The organism is Pseudomonas azotoformans (assembly GCF_900103345.1).
Taxonomy (GTDB): domain Bacteria; phylum Pseudomonadota; class Gammaproteobacteria; order Pseudomonadales; family Pseudomonadaceae; genus Aquipseudomonas; species Aquipseudomonas azotoformans.
In genome coordinates this window covers 1,528,409-1,541,817 of record NZ_LT629702.1, presented here as the reverse complement: position 1 = coordinate 1,541,817, position 13,409 = coordinate 1,528,409, and the positions used below count along the sequence as shown (strand labels likewise).

The following is a 13,409-nucleotide window of genomic DNA, read 5'->3' as shown; positions in this document are numbered from 1 at the left end:
AAATCAGCCGGCGGTGCGAAAGGTCAGGTTGATGCGTTGCGGACCCATTACCGGGTGCATGCCTTCCTTGATCGGCATCACACCATGAAAGCGCAGGCGGTCCACGCCGCCCCAGACCACCACGTCGCCATGGAACAGCGAGACTTTGCGGGTCTTGTCGCTGCGCGCGTGCCCACCAAACAGAAAAATCGCCGGCAGGCCGAGCGAGACGGACACCACCGGTTCGCTGTAGCGACGCTCATTCTTGTCTTGATGCAGCGACATTTTTGCGCCGGGTACATAGCGGTTGATCAGGCAGGCGTCCGGGGAAAAGTCAAGGAAACCGGCCTCTTCAGCCGCCTGCACGGCCAATTGGCGCAGGGTATCCGGCATCTGCGGCCAGGATTGCTGGCTACGTGGGTCCACGGGTGAGTAACGGTAACCGGAGGTGTCGGTAGTCCAGCCCAGCTCGCCGCAACTGCTCAATGCCGCCGACATGGTAAAACCACCCGGTGTGACCATTTGCCGAAACGGTGATTGAGCCAATACCCGTCGCAGTTCTGGCAGAAGACGCTCAATCCAGGGCAGGGCGAAGCCCTTTAATACGTAGGACTGTTCACCAATTTTTTCGCACCCAGCGGGTTGCTGCAAGGCGTCGTCGGCGAACAGATCTTCGGTGGGGCCGGACATCGGCTTACAGCGCCTTGCTCACATTGATGTCGGTGATTTCATCACTGGCATCGTGAATTTTCGCCAGCGCTTGCTTGGCTTCTTCGACGCTGTTGGTTTGCAGTTGTGCGAACTCAAAACGGCGTTCGCCGTTGAGCTTGTACTTGATCACGTATTTGGTAGTGGCGGTCACGGTCATGTCCTGTGGGGTGTTCGGGTCAGCTCAGCTTGGAGCTGGTACGGCGCACAATGCGGATCTTGTGGGACAGCGCAGGTTTGCGGGTCACGCTGATGGCTCGGCGCGTGACCACGTCCAGGGTGATGTTCCAGAACCCAGTGCTCGGTGCGGTGATTTTGGCGGGGAACTTGTCGAATGCGCCACCGTGGTAAGTGTGACGACCGCCATTCTTAAAGCTGCGAAAATTCGCATCGCTCATCAGACGGATATTACAAGTCTGCGAGCATTCGATGACAACAATGTCTCCCTCGTTGAGGTGCTCGCGCTGGTGGATGAATTTCATGGGGGGTGTCTCCAGAAGGGCTTTTTCTGAAAAATCAGAACGATACGTAGGTTAAGATGGAGTTTATCAGCCCCAGCGCGTTTATTATCGGCCCGTCTTCAACGACGTCGACAATTTAAAACAGTTATTTACCGAGTTATCAGGGATAAATCCTACGTGGGCGGGAGAAAAATACCATCCCCGCTGTCGTAGGATCTTTATCGGAGGTTTTGTATGAAGTGGAGTGTGTTGGTTCTGGCCTTGGCGATTGGTGGGTGTGCTTCGGTTGCAGATATCAAGCAGACCCCGCCGACCCTAGCGGTCATTTCCGGGAAGAAGCCGCAGGAATATGCTGCCTGTGTCGTGCGCAAACTATCCGCCACGCGCCGCCCGCCGCAGATCGAGCCCCATAAGGACGGTGTGCAGGTGATCGTGCCGCAGAAATTCTCGGCTGACCCGTCGGCGATTTTCGAGATCGAAGACCGTTCCAGTGGTAGCAGTATCAAGCTCTACGAGAGCATGTCCAATGTGCCGATCCGTCCCGGTGATGTGAAGAAGGCCGGTGAAGAGTGCATTTCCGGCTCATAACGCCGTTTTACCCAGCCACTTCGAATCCGATCAAAAAGCCTGGCCCCGCCATTGTGGGGCCGGGCTTTTTTTGATGGCGCGTTTTGGGAGTTGTCGCGAGGGGCTCATTCCCCTACCATTTGTAGGCTTATGCCATAAACGCCTAAGCATATAACTATAAAAATGGAGTCGTGATGATGTCTCTGGAACGAGTACTGGTGGGCAGTGCGCTGATGTTGCTACTGGGCAATGCCAGCGCGTTGGATGGGAAGAAGATCTTCACCGAAGGCGGTTCGCAGCCCGGCGCCATGCCCTGTGTCGCCTGCCACGGTGCCGATGGTGGAGGGCTGGCCGCAGCGGGTTTCCCCCGGTTGGCGGGCTTGCCTGCACCCTACCTGCGTAAACAACTGGAAGACTTCAAGCGCGGCAGTCGCGCCAACCCGGTGATGCAACCCTTGGCGACTGCGCTCACCGACGCTGAAATCGACGCGGTCAGTCAGGCGCTGGCGGTCATGCCTGGCGCGGTCCCGCAAGCGGTTCATCGCAGCGAGATGCCTGTCGACGCTGCGCAAAAACTCGCGCAGCAGGGGGCGTGGGAGCGGCAAATTCCAGCGTGTGCCAGTTGTCATGGCCCAGCTGGTACGGGTGTCGGCGATGCGTTTCCACCGTTGGCCGGTCAGCCTGCCGCTTACTTGGCGGCCCAGTTGACGGCTTGGCAAAACGGAACCCGTCACAATGATCCGAATGACTTGATGGGGCATATCGCCAAAGCCCTGACCCCGGCAGAAGTGCAGGGTGTCGCCCAGTATTTCGCAGCGTTGAAGTGGGAGGCCAAGCCATGAGTCCGCTGATATTGGCCTTGGGTCTGTTGGGCATGCCGTCCGCCCACGCGGCCACGATCGCGATGGAAGACCAATCGCAGTTGCAACCTGTCGCTGGCCACGCACCGGTCACTCAATTCCAGCCACCTCAGGAAAGTGAGCTGCCCGACAACGCCTACGGCAAGCTGGTCAAGGATGGCTATGCGCTGTTCGTGGATACCCGGCGTCTGGCGCCGAAATTTGTCGGCAACGGGCTCAATTGCAGCAATTGCCACCTGGACCAGGGGCGCCTGGCCAATTCGGCGCCGTTGTGGGCGGCTTACCCGATGTACCCGGCGTACCGAAAGAAGAACGACAAGGTCAATACCTTTGCCGAGCGATTGCAGGGATGTTTCCAGTTCAGCATGAATGGCGGTACGCCGCCGGCCGCTGACAGCCCCGAAATCACTGCACTGTCGGTGTATGCCTACTGGCTGGCCAGTAAGGCGCCTTTAGGCGTTGAGTTGCCGGGCCGGGGTTATCCCGACGTGGCGCAGCCGGCCAAGGGTTACGACATCGCCCAAGGCGCCGAGGTGTACAAAGGGCAATGCGCGGTCTGCCATGGCGTCGAAGGTCAGGGCCAGAAGGTCGGTGACAGCTACGTGATGCCACCGTTGTGGGGTAAGGATTCCTACAATTGGGGCGCCGGCATGCACCGCATCAATACGGCGGCGTCCTTCATCAAGCACAACATGCCATTGGGCAAGGGCGGCAGCCTGAGCGACCAGCAAGCGTGGGACGTTGCGGCCTACGTCAACAGCCACGAACGACCGCAGGACCCGCGGCTAGTTGACGGCTCGGTGGAGAAGACTCGGGTTAAATTCCACGCCAATGACGGCATCAATCTCTACGGCCAAACCGTAGAAGGCGTGCTGATTGGGCAGGGCATCCGTTAAACTCTCGGCCATTCAATGCAAAAATGCCGCGCAAACCCTCGGTTTGTGCGGCATTTGTTTTTTCGGGAAGTCTTTTATGAAGCGTGAACACGTCAGGGCTCGCCAGGCCGAAGGCCAGATATCAGCCACTCATATCATTCAGAATCCGGCCGACTTGGGGGAGTGGATCGTATTCTTCAAGAAAAGCGGCGGCCGCAGCTTTTTCCTGGTGGACGATCAGGATGAAGTCGAGTCTTTCCCACGGCTGGATGACTTGGTGGAGACCATTCGTGGCCTGGGTATCAAGTTCGCCGATATCCAGCTGTAGCCGCGACGCTTACTTGCACACCACCACGACACTACGGCTTTTGAAGTTGCCGACGTCCTGGCCCAGGGTCTTTTCACTTTCCTTGAGCGAAGGTGTGCCTTCGGTGCCGACGATACGGTAACCGGTGCCTGCGCAAGAAGCGTCGGCCTTTTCATAGCAACTGGCCCAGGAATTGGCTTCACCCGAGCAGTCGATGGTCAGGCCTTGCTCACCGTTTTTCAGGTAGACGTCAGAGGTGGTGGTGCATCCGGCGAGCGCCAGTGCTGCAGTCAGTGCCAGAATCTTGTTCATGTAGGTTCATCATCGAGGGTGTTGGAAGGGCGCTGACACTGTCGTGGGGCGTTTCGGCGAGATTATAGCGAACTGCCATCTACGTACAGACAAACACAAAAAAGCCCCGTTCACCGGGGCCTTTTGCACAGGGCGTTGACGTTTACTTGCCCTTGGGCCGTTTGCTCGAAGCGTGGCCCGCTTCATCCACAAACACCTCAGCTACAGCGATAGCCTGGCTTTCGCTGGCGAATGCGCCGGCGACGCTGTCGCCGTGGAAGTTGATCAGGTGCCAACCGTCCGCTCGCTTGGTGATCAGGTAGCCGTTCACGCCTTTTGGTTCTGACATCTATCAAGTATCTCGTGGTCTGGTTCAAGGGCCTAATGATAGCGCCAAATGTCGCGGGCACGCGCAAGTTATTCTAGGTCAGTGTTGCAGCCGTAAAAGCATGCTAAAAAGGTCGTAGCCCTTGGAAATACGGAGGTGCAGGCTTTTTTGGCCGTGCCGGTGCCGATGCGCTTCGTAAGATGCGCGGAACTTACGCCGACATTTTTTCTCTATGATGACATCGCAACGCCAGCAGGACCCATTGTAAGGTGACTGCGGCCTGATTAGACTGCGCCGAATTCCGTACGCACAGCCCTTTGTAAGGACCCATATGATCAAGAAATGCTTGTTCCCAGCAGCCGGTTACGGCACTCGCTTCTTGCCAGCGACCAAGGCCATGCCCAAAGAGATGCTGCCGGTGGTGAACAAGCCACTGATTCAGTACGGCGTCGAAGAGGCACTGGATGCCGGTTTGAACGAAATTTCCATCGTGACCGGCCGTGGTAAGCGCGCGCTGGAAGACCACTTCGACATCAGCTACGAGCTGGAAAACCAGATCAAGGGCACCGACAAGGAAAAATACCTGGTCGGCATCCGCAAACTGCTGGACGAGTGCTCGTTCTCCTACACCCGCCAGACCCAGATGAAAGGCCTCGGTCACGCGATCTTGACCGGCCGCCCGCTCATCGGTGACGAACCGTTCGCCGTGGTCCTGGCGGATGACCTGTGTGTGAACCTGGAAGGCGACGGCGTACTGACCCAGATGGTCAAGCTGTACCAGAAGTATCGTTGCACCATCGTTGCGGTCCAGGAGGTCGACCCTCAGGAAACCAACAAGTATGGCGTGATTGCCGGCGACGACATCGGTGATGGCCTGATCCGCGTACGTGACATGGTCGAGAAGCCGGCGCCGGAAGATGCTCCGTCGAACCTGGCGATCATCGGTCGTTACATTCTGACTCCGGACATCTTCAAGTTGATCGAGGAAACCGAGCCAGGCAAGGGTGGCGAGATCCAGATCACCGACGCCCTGTTGAAGCAAGCCAAAGACGGCTGTGTGATTGCCTACAAATTCAAGGGTCGTCGTTTCGACTGCGGTGGCGCCGAGGGTTACATCGAGGCGACCAACTTCTGCTACGAGCACTTCTACAAGACTGGCAAGGCTTACTGATTCACCGTGTAAGCAGCCTGTTCCAAAAAAGCCACCTTCGGGTGGCTTTTTCGTTTTTCAGCCCCATGTAAGTCGGTATGCTGGTTGCCTGCCGAGGAGAGAGAAATGGCCTACGATTTTGACCTGTATGTAATTGGCGCCGGTTCCGGCGGTGTGCGTGCGGCACGTTTTGCCGCAGGCTTTGGTGCCAAGGTGGCCGTGGCGGAAAGCCGCTACCTGGGCGGCACATGTGTCAACGTCGGCTGCGTGCCGAAAAAATTGTTGGTGTACGGCGCACATTTTGCCGAGGATTTTGAGCAGGCCAGCGGTTTTGGCTGGTCGTTGGGCGAGGCGAATTTTGATTGGGCCACCCTGATCGCCAACAAGGATCGCGAGATCAATCGCCTCAATGGCATCTATCGCAACCTGTTGGTCAACAGTGGCGTGACCCTGCATGAAGGGCATGCGCGCCTGGTGGACCCGCATCAGGTCGAAATCAATGGCCAGCGCTTTACCGCCAAGCACATCCTGATCGCAACGGGTGGTTGGCCGCAGATTCCGGAGATTCCGGGGCACGAACACGCCATTGGCTCCAATGAAGCGTTTTTCCTCAAGGAATTGCCCAAACGTGTGCTGGTGGTCGGCGGTGGTTACATCGCTGTTGAGTTTGCCGGTATTTTCCACGGCCTGGGTGCCCATACCTCGTTGCTGTATCGCGGCGACCTGTTCCTGCGCGGCTTCGACGGTTCGGTACGCACGCATTTGAAGGAAGAGCTGACCAAGCGCGGCCTGGACCTGCAATTCAATGCCGACATCGCGCGCATCGACAAGCAGGCCGATGGCAGTCTCAAGGCCACCCTGAAAGACGGCCGGGTGCTGGAGGCTGATTGCGTGTTCTACGCCACGGGGCGGCGTCCGATGCTGGATAACCTGGGGTTGGAGAACACCGGCGTCAAGCTCGACAAGCGGGGCTTCGTTGAGGTGGATGACCTGTACCAGACCGCCGAGTCCTCGATCCTCGCTATCGGCGATGTAATCGGTCGTGTGCAATTGACCCCGGTTGCCCTGGCGGAAGGCATGGCCGTGGCGCGTCGCCTGTTCAAGCCTGAGCAGTATCGTGCGGTGGATTACAAGATGATCCCGACGGCGGTGTTCAGCCTGCCGAACATTGGCACCGTGGGGCTCTCCGAAGAAGACGCGAAAGAAAAGGGCCACAAGGTGCAGGTCTTCGAAAGCCGTTTCCGGCCGATGAAACTGACCCTGACCGAGTGCCAGGAAAAGACCCTGATGAAGCTGGTGGTCGACGCCGACACCGACAAAGTGCTGGGTTGCCACATGGTCGGCCCGGATGCGGGGGAAATCGTGCAGGGCCTGGCGATCGCGCTCAAGGCGGGCGCGACCAAGCAGCATTTCGATGAAACTATCGGCGTGCACCCGACGGCGGCGGAAGAGTTCGTCACCATGCGCACGCCTGTAGCGGGCTGATCAGGCCTTGGGTGTTGCCTCTGGCGCCGCTGCAACGGCGGCAGCCAGGCGCAACGCCTCGACACTGGCCTGGGCCTTGATCAGCGCCAGTTCCAGGGTTTTATTGACGTGCTGCTGTTCGCCCAGCGCTTCCTGGCATGACTGGCTCTCCAGCGCCGCTACCCGCAGGCGCTCCTGAAGCAGGGTGCGTTCGCTGTCAATCAGGCTTAGCTGTTCAGTCAGCTTGAGTTGCTGGGCCTGATCCTTGCGGGATTGCTCCTGCAGTGCGGTCAATTCCTTCGCTGTCACCCGATGCTCAATCAACAGCCGCTCATTGTCGCGATGCAGTTGGGTGATTTCATCCTGGCGCACCATGGCGTTCTGTTGGGCCTGGCGCAGTTCTGCCTGTACCTGTTGCAACTGGCCTTCATGGCGGCGCTGTTCCTGCTCGCGCTGCTCTTTTATGGCATTGCGGTAATGCTCCAGCGCGTCCCGGGCATGCAGGTGCTTTTCTTCCAATGAACGAATCTGCTCGTCCTTGTCGTTGATCCTTAGCTCGTAGTCACTGCACGCCTGGCTCAGCCCGGCGTTGCGGGTTTGCTCGGTTTGCAGGCTGGTGCTGGCGGTTTGAAGGGCGGCGCTTTCTTCTGTCAGGGCGGCGGCCTGGATATCGAACTGCTGCTGGAGTTGGCCATGGATCTCCTCAAGGGCTTGCACCTGGGCGAGCAGGGCGGCCTTCTGCTGTTCGAACTGCGCCAGGGCCAGGTCGATTGGCTCCTGGGCTTTCTCTTTCAGGCGCTGGGCTAGTCGCGCCACCAGTTCGCCAAGCTCGTCGTCGATCGGCGCTTCGGTGATGGTGGTGCGGGTTTCGCTTTCATCCAGCTCTTTCAAATAACGATGAATGGTGGTTTTCGAGCCGGTATTGCCCATCTCGATACGCACTGCGTCGATGCTGGGGTTCTCGCCGCGAGCGAGGATTGCCAAGCGGGCCGTTTGAACTACTGCTTTGTTGATGCCGCCGCGAGCCATGGGGTCTCCGTCGATTTCGTAATGTGGTACGTGGTATGTATATACATACTATATCACGTATAAAAACTTGTTTAAATTCATCATTTAACAGATAGGATATTGGCGTATTATCCCGTGTCACACGTCGTGAAACCGCGAAAGCGCAACCAGCAGTACGAATAGGCTTCCGATGAGCGATCTGGATCGTTACCTCAACGCTGCCACCCGCGATAACACGCGGCGTAGCTACCGCGCGGCAATCGAGCATTTCGAAGTGAGCTGGGGCGGGTTCCTGCCGGCGACCAGCGACAGCGTGGCGCGCTATCTGGTCGCCCATGCCGGTTTGCTGGCAGTCAACACGCTGAAGTTGCGGCTCTCGGCACTGGCGCAATGGCATACGAGCCAGGGGTTTCCTGACCCCACCAAGGCGCCCGTGGTGCGCAAGGTACTCAAGGGCATTCGTGCTGTGCACCCAGCGCAGGAAAAGCAAGCCGAACCGTTGCAGCTCAAGCATCTGGAGCAGGTCGTTGCTTCTCTTGATGCTGAAGCGAAAGAGGCGGTGCTAACACAGGACCAGCCCCGATTGCTGCGTGCCAAGCGTGATACCGCGCTGATACTGGTGGGATTCTGGCGTGGCTTTCGCAGCGATGAGCTGTGCCGGCTCTCTATCGAGCATGTGCAAGCCATGCCCGGTGCAGGGATCAGCCTGTACCTACCCCGCAGCAAAAGCGACCGCGACAATCTCGGCAAGACCTATCACACCCCGGCACTGTTGCGCCTGTGCCCGGTGCAGGCCTATAGCGAGTGGCTCAGTGCCTCGGCTTTGGTACGTGGCCCGGTGTTTCGCGGGATTGATCGCTGGGGCAACCTGGGGGAGGAGGGCTTGCACCCCAACAGTGTGATCCCGTTGCTGCGCCAGGCCCTGGAGCGTGCCGGCATCCCCGCCGAGCACTACACCAGCCACTCGCTGCGCCGGGGCTTTGCCACCTGGGCTCATCGCAGCGGTTGGGATTTGAAGTCGTTGATGAGTTACGTCGGCTGGAGCGACATGAAATCCGCCATGCGCTATGTTGAAGCGACGCCCTTTCTCGGCATGACCCTGGCGAGCCAGCCGCTGCTTTGAGATTTCTTCTATTAATACAGTCACCTGATAGGGAAAACCAATCGTCAGCATCAGGTTTGCCAATGAGCCATCGGCGTAGAGAGTGGGTAGGATTCACCTCATCAACTTACAAAGCCCTTCTACAAACCTGACGGAGAGTCAACGATGCCTATCATCAACAGCCAAGTAAAACCGTTCAAAGCTACCGCCTACAAAAACGGCAACTTCGTAGATGTGTCTGACGCTGACCTGAAAGGCAAGTGGTCTGTTGTGTTCTTCTACCCAGCCGACTTCACCTTCGTTTGCCCAACCGAGCTGGAAGACCTGGCTGACAACTACGCCGAATTCCAGAAGCTGGGCGTCGAAATCTACAGCGTTTCCACCGACACCCACTTTGCCCACGCTGCCTGGCACAACACTTCGCCAGCCATTGGCAAGATCCAGTACACCATGATCGGCGACCCAACCCTGACCATCTCCCGCAACTTCGACGTACTGATCGAAGAAGCTGGCCTGGCAGACCGCGGTACTTTCGTTGTCAACCCGGAAGGTCAGATCAAGATCGTTGAACTGAACGACGGCGGTGTTGGCCGTGACGCGTCCGAGCTGCTGCGCAAAATCAAGGCCGCTCAGTACGTTGCTGCCCACCCAGGCGAAGTGTGCCCAGCCAAGTGGAAAGAAGGCGAGGCCACCCTGGCTCCGTCCCTGGACCTGGTCGGCAAGATCTAAGTCTGTGAAGTCTCAAGGGCGGGAATCCGCACTTAAGTAAGCTGCATCCGCCCCCAAAAACGCCCGGGCGAAATTCGCTCGGGCGTTTTTTTGTCTGCAATAAACCGAATGAACAGGAAATCGCCCGTATGTTGGACGCCAATCTTAAAGCTCAGTTGAAGTCATACCTGGAACGGGTCACCCAGCCGATCGAGATCGTCGCCTCCCTCGACGACGGCGCGAAATCCCAGGAAATGCTTGCTCTTTTGCAGGACGTGGTCAGCCTTACGACGCTGATTACCCTGAAAACCGATGGCAACGATGCGCGCAAGCCTTCGTTCTCCATTAACCGCCCGGGTGCCGAGATCAGCCTGCGTTTTGCCGGCATCCCCATGGGCCATGAATTCACTTCGCTGGTGCTGGCCCTGCTGCAAGTCGGTGGCCACCCGTCGAAGGCCAGTGTCGAAGTGATTGAACAGATCCGCGCCCTCAAAGGCGAGTTCAGCTTCGAGACTTACTTCTCGCTGTCCTGCCAGAACTGCCCGGACGTGGTCCAGGCGTTGAACCTGATGGCCGTGCTCAACCCGAACATCCGCCACGTCGCCATCGACGGTGCACTGTTCCAGGCTGAGGTTGACGAACGCCAGGTTATGGCGGTGCCCAGCGTGTACCTCAATGGTGTGAACTTCGGTCAGGGCCGCATGGGCCTGGAAGAGATTCTCGCCAAGCTCGACACCAGCGGCATCGAAAAAGCCGCCGAGAAAATCAGCGCCAAAGAGGCCTTCGATGTGCTCGTCGTCGGCGGCGGCCCAGCCGGTTCGTCGGCTGCGATCTACGCGGCACGCAAAGGTATTCGCACCGGCGTCGCCGCCGAGCGTTTCGGCGGGCAAGTGCTGGACACTATGTCCATCGAGAACTTTATCTCGGTACAGGAAACCGAGGGGCCGAAACTGGCCAGCGCCCTGGAAGCCCACGTGCGTCAGTACGACGTAGACATCATGAACCTGCAGCGCGCCAGTGCCTTGATCCCGGCGAAAAACGCCGGTGACCTGCACGAAATTCGCTTCGAAAGCGGTGCGACCCTCAAGTCCAAGACCGTGATCCTGGCGACCGGCGCTCGCTGGAGAGAAATGGGTGTCCCGGGCGAGCAGGAATACAAGGCCAAGGGCGTGTGCTTCTGCCCGCACTGTGACGGTCCGTTGTTCAAGGGCAAGCGTGTGGCAGTGATCGGCGGTGGCAACTCCGGCGTGGAAGCCGCGATCGACCTGGCTGGTATCGTCAGCCACGTAACTTTGCTCGAGTTCGACAGCAAGTTGCGCGCCGACGCTGTGTTGCAGCGCAAGCTCTACAGCCTGCCGAACGTCGACGTCATCACCAGCGCGCTGACCAGCGAAGTGAAAGGCGATGGCCAGAAAGTCACCGGCCTGGCGTACAAGGACCGGGACAGCGGCGAGTTCAAGACCATCGACCTGGAAGGTATCTTTGTCCAGATCGGTCTGCTGCCCAACACCGACTGGCTCAAAGGCACCGTGGAACTGACGCCTCGCGGCGAGATCATCGTCGATGCGCGTGGCGAGACGTCACTGCCGGGTGTGTTCGCTGCCGGTGACGTCACGACGGTGCCTTACAAGCAGATCGTGATTGCGGTGGGCGAGGGTGCCAAGGCTTCCCTGAGTGCGTTCGACCACCTGATCCGGACTTCTGCCCCGGCGTAAGGACGGCCGCGCAAATGAAAAACCCCATGAGCGATCATGGGGTTTTTTCGTTACAGCGGCGCGGGCTGGATAATTTCGACCCAGTACGCATCCGGGTCCTTGATGAACGCCAGGCTCTTCATGCGGCCATCGCTCAGGCGCTTCTGGAAATCGCAGCCCAGGGCTTCGAAGCGCTCGCAGGCGGCGACGATATCCGGCACCGAGATGCAGATATGGCCAAAGCCACGCGGGTCGGTATTGCCGTTGTGATAGGCGAAGTCGGCGTCGTTTTCGGTGCCGTGGTTGTGGGTCAGTTCCAGGATGCCTGGAATCGACTTCATCCATTGGGTGCGCGCGGCAGCATCGGCCGGGATCTGGGACTTATCCACCAGGGCGAGGAAGTACAGGCTGAACTCGGCTTCCGGGAAGTCGCGTTTTTCAACCAGGGAAAAGCCCAGGACGCGGGTGTAGAAGTCCAGCGACTTGGTAATGTCCTTGACCCGCAGCATGGTGTGGTTGAACACGAAGTTCGCGGTGGCGGTATCAGGTTGGGCAGTGACGCCCGGGAAGGTGTTCAGTTCGTGCAGGCTCATGGGCCCTCCAGAAAAAATGGGGCAAACGCGGCTCTGAAATGTGAGCGGTTCCTTGGCTTGCGGCTGGCATCCGTGCAGCCGGGCCATGATACGCAAGGCTCGGTCCGGTCGCCAGATGAAAAAGCCACGCAGGCCTTGCGGCCTGTGGAGGCTGGGGCTCAAACTTTGGCCATTGAACCTTGGGTGTTTTTCGTAATGACCGAATTTCGTAAACCGCTGTTGAGCATGCTGTGCTTGTGGTTGGGCAGTTCCTGCGTAGTGGCCGCCGAGCCCGAAATTCATTGGCCTAGTGGGTGGCAGGTTGAAGAAGTCGTGGCGGATGACCAGGCACCTGCCAAACCCCAGGCAGTGTCGCGGCAGCGGGCAATCAAGAATGATGAAAACGGTACGACCCTGATGGTCATGGAGTTGACCGGGACGCCGATTGAAGTTGGTCATAAGGTTAATCTTCAAGGCGTACTGCTGGAGATGCGCAAATCCATCCAGAAGGATTTCGCCCAAGGTGGTTATCAAAGCGTGTGCAGCAAGATGCACGCTACAACATTGAGCCGTCTTGAAGCGTTGGAAACTACTTGCGTGATAACCGAGAACGGGCGACACGTGCTCTCGCAAACATTGGTGGGCGCGGTTGATACCGATAAGGCGTATGTTTTTTCATACGCAGGTCAGGCCGAGGCGTACGAAGCCAGCAAGCAAGAAGTCAGTTCGGTGCGCGACAGCCTGAAACTTTAAGTGCGTGAGGCCTGTCGATTTTGAACAAAGTGAAATGTTATTTAAGTTCGATTTCGAACCGATAAAATAAAAAAGCCCCGCGTCAGCGGGGCTCTTTATAAGTCCGGTACGATCAGCCGCGAAGCCAGGAATCTACAGTGGCAGCGCCGTACTGTTCTTTCCATGCCTTGAGGCCACGGTGGTTACCGCCTTTGGTTTCGATCAGTTCACCGGTGTGCGGGTTCTGGTAAACCTTGACCACCCGCGCACGGCGCTGTTTAGGTGCGGTAGCGGCGGCGCTGGATTTGCCCGGGTTTGGATCAAGGATGGAAATGATGTCGCGCAGGCCTTTGCCATAGCTCTTCATCAGGGCTTGAAGCTTTTCTTCGAATTCGATTTCTTTCTTCAGGCCAGCATCGTTCTTCAGGGATTCCAGCTGGGCAAGCTGCTCTTGAAGGGCTTTTTCTGCTGCGCGAAATTCGGCGAGTCTGGACAAAATCTGTACTCCAATAGTGTAGTTGGCTGATATCAACTGCAGACAAAGCTATAAGCCAAGCGCTTTAAGGCGACCCAGGAAAGAAGTCATCCCGCGAGTTCTGCACA

The 13,409-nt window shown here is 58.1% G+C and carries 18 protein-coding genes; 10 read left to right on the top strand and 8 right to left on the bottom strand.

What is annotated here, in order from left to right:
- Positions 1–3 precede the first annotated feature (3 nt).
- Genes alkB through BLR69_RS06395 form a run of 3 tightly spaced genes read right to left on the bottom strand, consistent with a single transcriptional unit; the run spans position 4 to position 1,169 of the window.
- A complete protein-coding gene (alkB, locus tag BLR69_RS06400) occupies positions 4–669 on the bottom strand; it encodes a DNA oxidative demethylase AlkB (RefSeq protein WP_071495553.1) in 666 nt (221 codons plus the stop codon).
- Between the two features lie 4 nt (positions 670–673).
- Entirely contained in the window at positions 674–841 is a 168-nt protein-coding gene (locus BLR69_RS30905) for a hypothetical protein (RefSeq protein ID WP_012724160.1), read from the bottom strand.
- A gap of 25 nt (positions 842–866) precedes the next feature.
- Positions 867–1,169, bottom strand: a complete 303-nt coding sequence (locus tag BLR69_RS06395; protein ID WP_003191319.1) for a DUF1883 domain-containing protein — start codon at positions 1,167–1,169, stop codon at positions 867–869.
- A 213-nt stretch (positions 1,170–1,382) separates the two neighbouring features.
- On the opposite strand from BLR69_RS06395, the gene BLR69_RS06390 reads away from it, so the two are divergent.
- From BLR69_RS06390 to BLR69_RS06375, 4 genes are all read left to right on the top strand, one after another.
- Positions 1,383–1,736 (top strand): hypothetical protein, encoded by a 354-nt coding sequence (locus tag BLR69_RS06390; RefSeq protein WP_058427873.1) that lies wholly within the window; start codon positions 1,383–1,385, stop codon positions 1,734–1,736.
- Positions 1,737–1,909: 173 nt separating this feature from the next.
- Positions 1,910–2,557 (top strand): c-type cytochrome, encoded by a 648-nt coding sequence (locus tag BLR69_RS06385; RefSeq protein ID WP_071495554.1) that lies wholly within the window; start codon positions 1,910–1,912, stop codon positions 2,555–2,557.
- Positions 2,554–3,471: a c-type cytochrome gene (locus BLR69_RS06380; RefSeq protein ID WP_071495555.1), complete on the top strand. Its 918-nt coding sequence runs from the start codon at positions 2,554–2,556 to the stop codon at positions 3,469–3,471. Before BLR69_RS06385 ends, BLR69_RS06380 begins: the two co-directional genes overlap by 4 nt.
- Before the next feature lie 76 nt (positions 3,472–3,547).
- Positions 3,548–3,778 carry a hypothetical protein gene (locus BLR69_RS06375; RefSeq protein WP_058427876.1) on the top strand — a complete coding sequence of 77 codons (231 nt, stop codon included), beginning with the start codon at positions 3,548–3,550 and terminating at the stop codon, positions 3,776–3,778.
- Positions 3,779–3,787: 9 nt separating this feature from the next.
- On the opposite strand, the gene BLR69_RS06370 is transcribed toward BLR69_RS06375, so the two are convergent.
- Both BLR69_RS06370 and BLR69_RS06365 read right to left on the bottom strand, forming a co-directional pair.
- Positions 3,788–4,069 carry a hypothetical protein gene (locus tag BLR69_RS06370; RefSeq protein ID WP_058427877.1) on the bottom strand — a complete coding sequence of 94 codons (282 nt, stop codon included), beginning with the start codon at positions 4,067–4,069 and terminating at the stop codon, positions 3,788–3,790.
- 142 nt (positions 4,070–4,211) lie between these two features.
- Positions 4,212–4,397 carry a hypothetical protein gene (locus tag BLR69_RS06365; protein ID WP_012724166.1) on the bottom strand — a complete coding sequence of 62 codons (186 nt, stop codon included), beginning with the start codon at positions 4,395–4,397 and terminating at the stop codon, positions 4,212–4,214.
- Positions 4,398–4,707: 310 nt separating this feature from the next.
- Between BLR69_RS06365 and galU the strand changes: the two genes are divergently transcribed.
- Both galU and gorA read left to right on the top strand, forming a co-directional pair.
- The gene (gene galU, locus BLR69_RS06360; protein ID WP_003212579.1) at positions 4,708–5,547 is read left to right on the top strand and encodes a UTP--glucose-1-phosphate uridylyltransferase GalU; all 840 of its coding nucleotides are present in this window, start codon (positions 4,708–4,710) and stop codon (positions 5,545–5,547) included.
- A 105-nt stretch (positions 5,548–5,652) separates the two neighbouring features.
- The gene (gene gorA, locus BLR69_RS06355) at positions 5,653–7,011 is read left to right on the top strand and encodes a glutathione-disulfide reductase (protein ID WP_071495556.1); all 1,359 of its coding nucleotides are present in this window, start codon (positions 5,653–5,655) and stop codon (positions 7,009–7,011) included.
- On the opposite strand, the gene BLR69_RS06350 is transcribed toward gorA, so the two are convergent.
- Complete coding sequence (locus BLR69_RS06350) at positions 7,012–8,019, bottom strand: DNA-binding protein (protein ID WP_071495557.1); 1,008 nt, start codon at positions 8,017–8,019, stop codon at positions 7,012–7,014.
- 169 nt (positions 8,020–8,188) lie between these two features.
- Here BLR69_RS06350 and BLR69_RS06345 point away from each other — a divergent pair, with 169 nt between their 5' ends.
- From BLR69_RS06345 to ahpF, 3 genes are all read left to right on the top strand, one after another.
- Entirely contained in the window at positions 8,189–9,121 is a 933-nt protein-coding gene (locus BLR69_RS06345) for a site-specific integrase (RefSeq protein WP_071495558.1), read from the top strand.
- Between the two features lie 144 nt (positions 9,122–9,265).
- Complete coding sequence (gene ahpC / locus BLR69_RS06340; protein ID WP_071495559.1) at positions 9,266–9,829, top strand: alkyl hydroperoxide reductase subunit C; 564 nt, start codon at positions 9,266–9,268, stop codon at positions 9,827–9,829.
- A 128-nt stretch (positions 9,830–9,957) separates the two neighbouring features.
- Positions 9,958–11,523, top strand: a complete 1,566-nt coding sequence (gene ahpF / locus BLR69_RS06335; RefSeq protein WP_071488244.1) for an alkyl hydroperoxide reductase subunit F — start codon at positions 9,958–9,960, stop codon at positions 11,521–11,523.
- 50 nt (positions 11,524–11,573) lie between these two features.
- On the opposite strand, the gene gloA is transcribed toward ahpF, so the two are convergent.
- Positions 11,574–12,095, bottom strand: coding sequence for a lactoylglutathione lyase (gene gloA, locus BLR69_RS06330; RefSeq protein WP_071495560.1), 522 nt, complete (start codon positions 12,093–12,095; stop codon positions 11,574–11,576).
- A 195-nt stretch (positions 12,096–12,290) separates the two neighbouring features.
- Here gloA and BLR69_RS06325 point away from each other — a divergent pair, with 195 nt between their 5' ends.
- A complete protein-coding gene (locus tag BLR69_RS06325) occupies positions 12,291–12,827 on the top strand; it encodes a DUF4946 domain-containing protein (RefSeq protein WP_071495838.1) in 537 nt (178 codons plus the stop codon).
- Between the two features lie 112 nt (positions 12,828–12,939).
- On the opposite strand, the gene BLR69_RS06320 is transcribed toward BLR69_RS06325, so the two are convergent.
- Positions 12,940–13,302 (bottom strand): histone-like nucleoid-structuring protein, MvaT/MvaU family, encoded by a 363-nt coding sequence (locus BLR69_RS06320; protein WP_071495561.1) that lies wholly within the window; start codon positions 13,300–13,302, stop codon positions 12,940–12,942.
- Positions 13,303–13,409 lie beyond the last annotated feature (107 nt).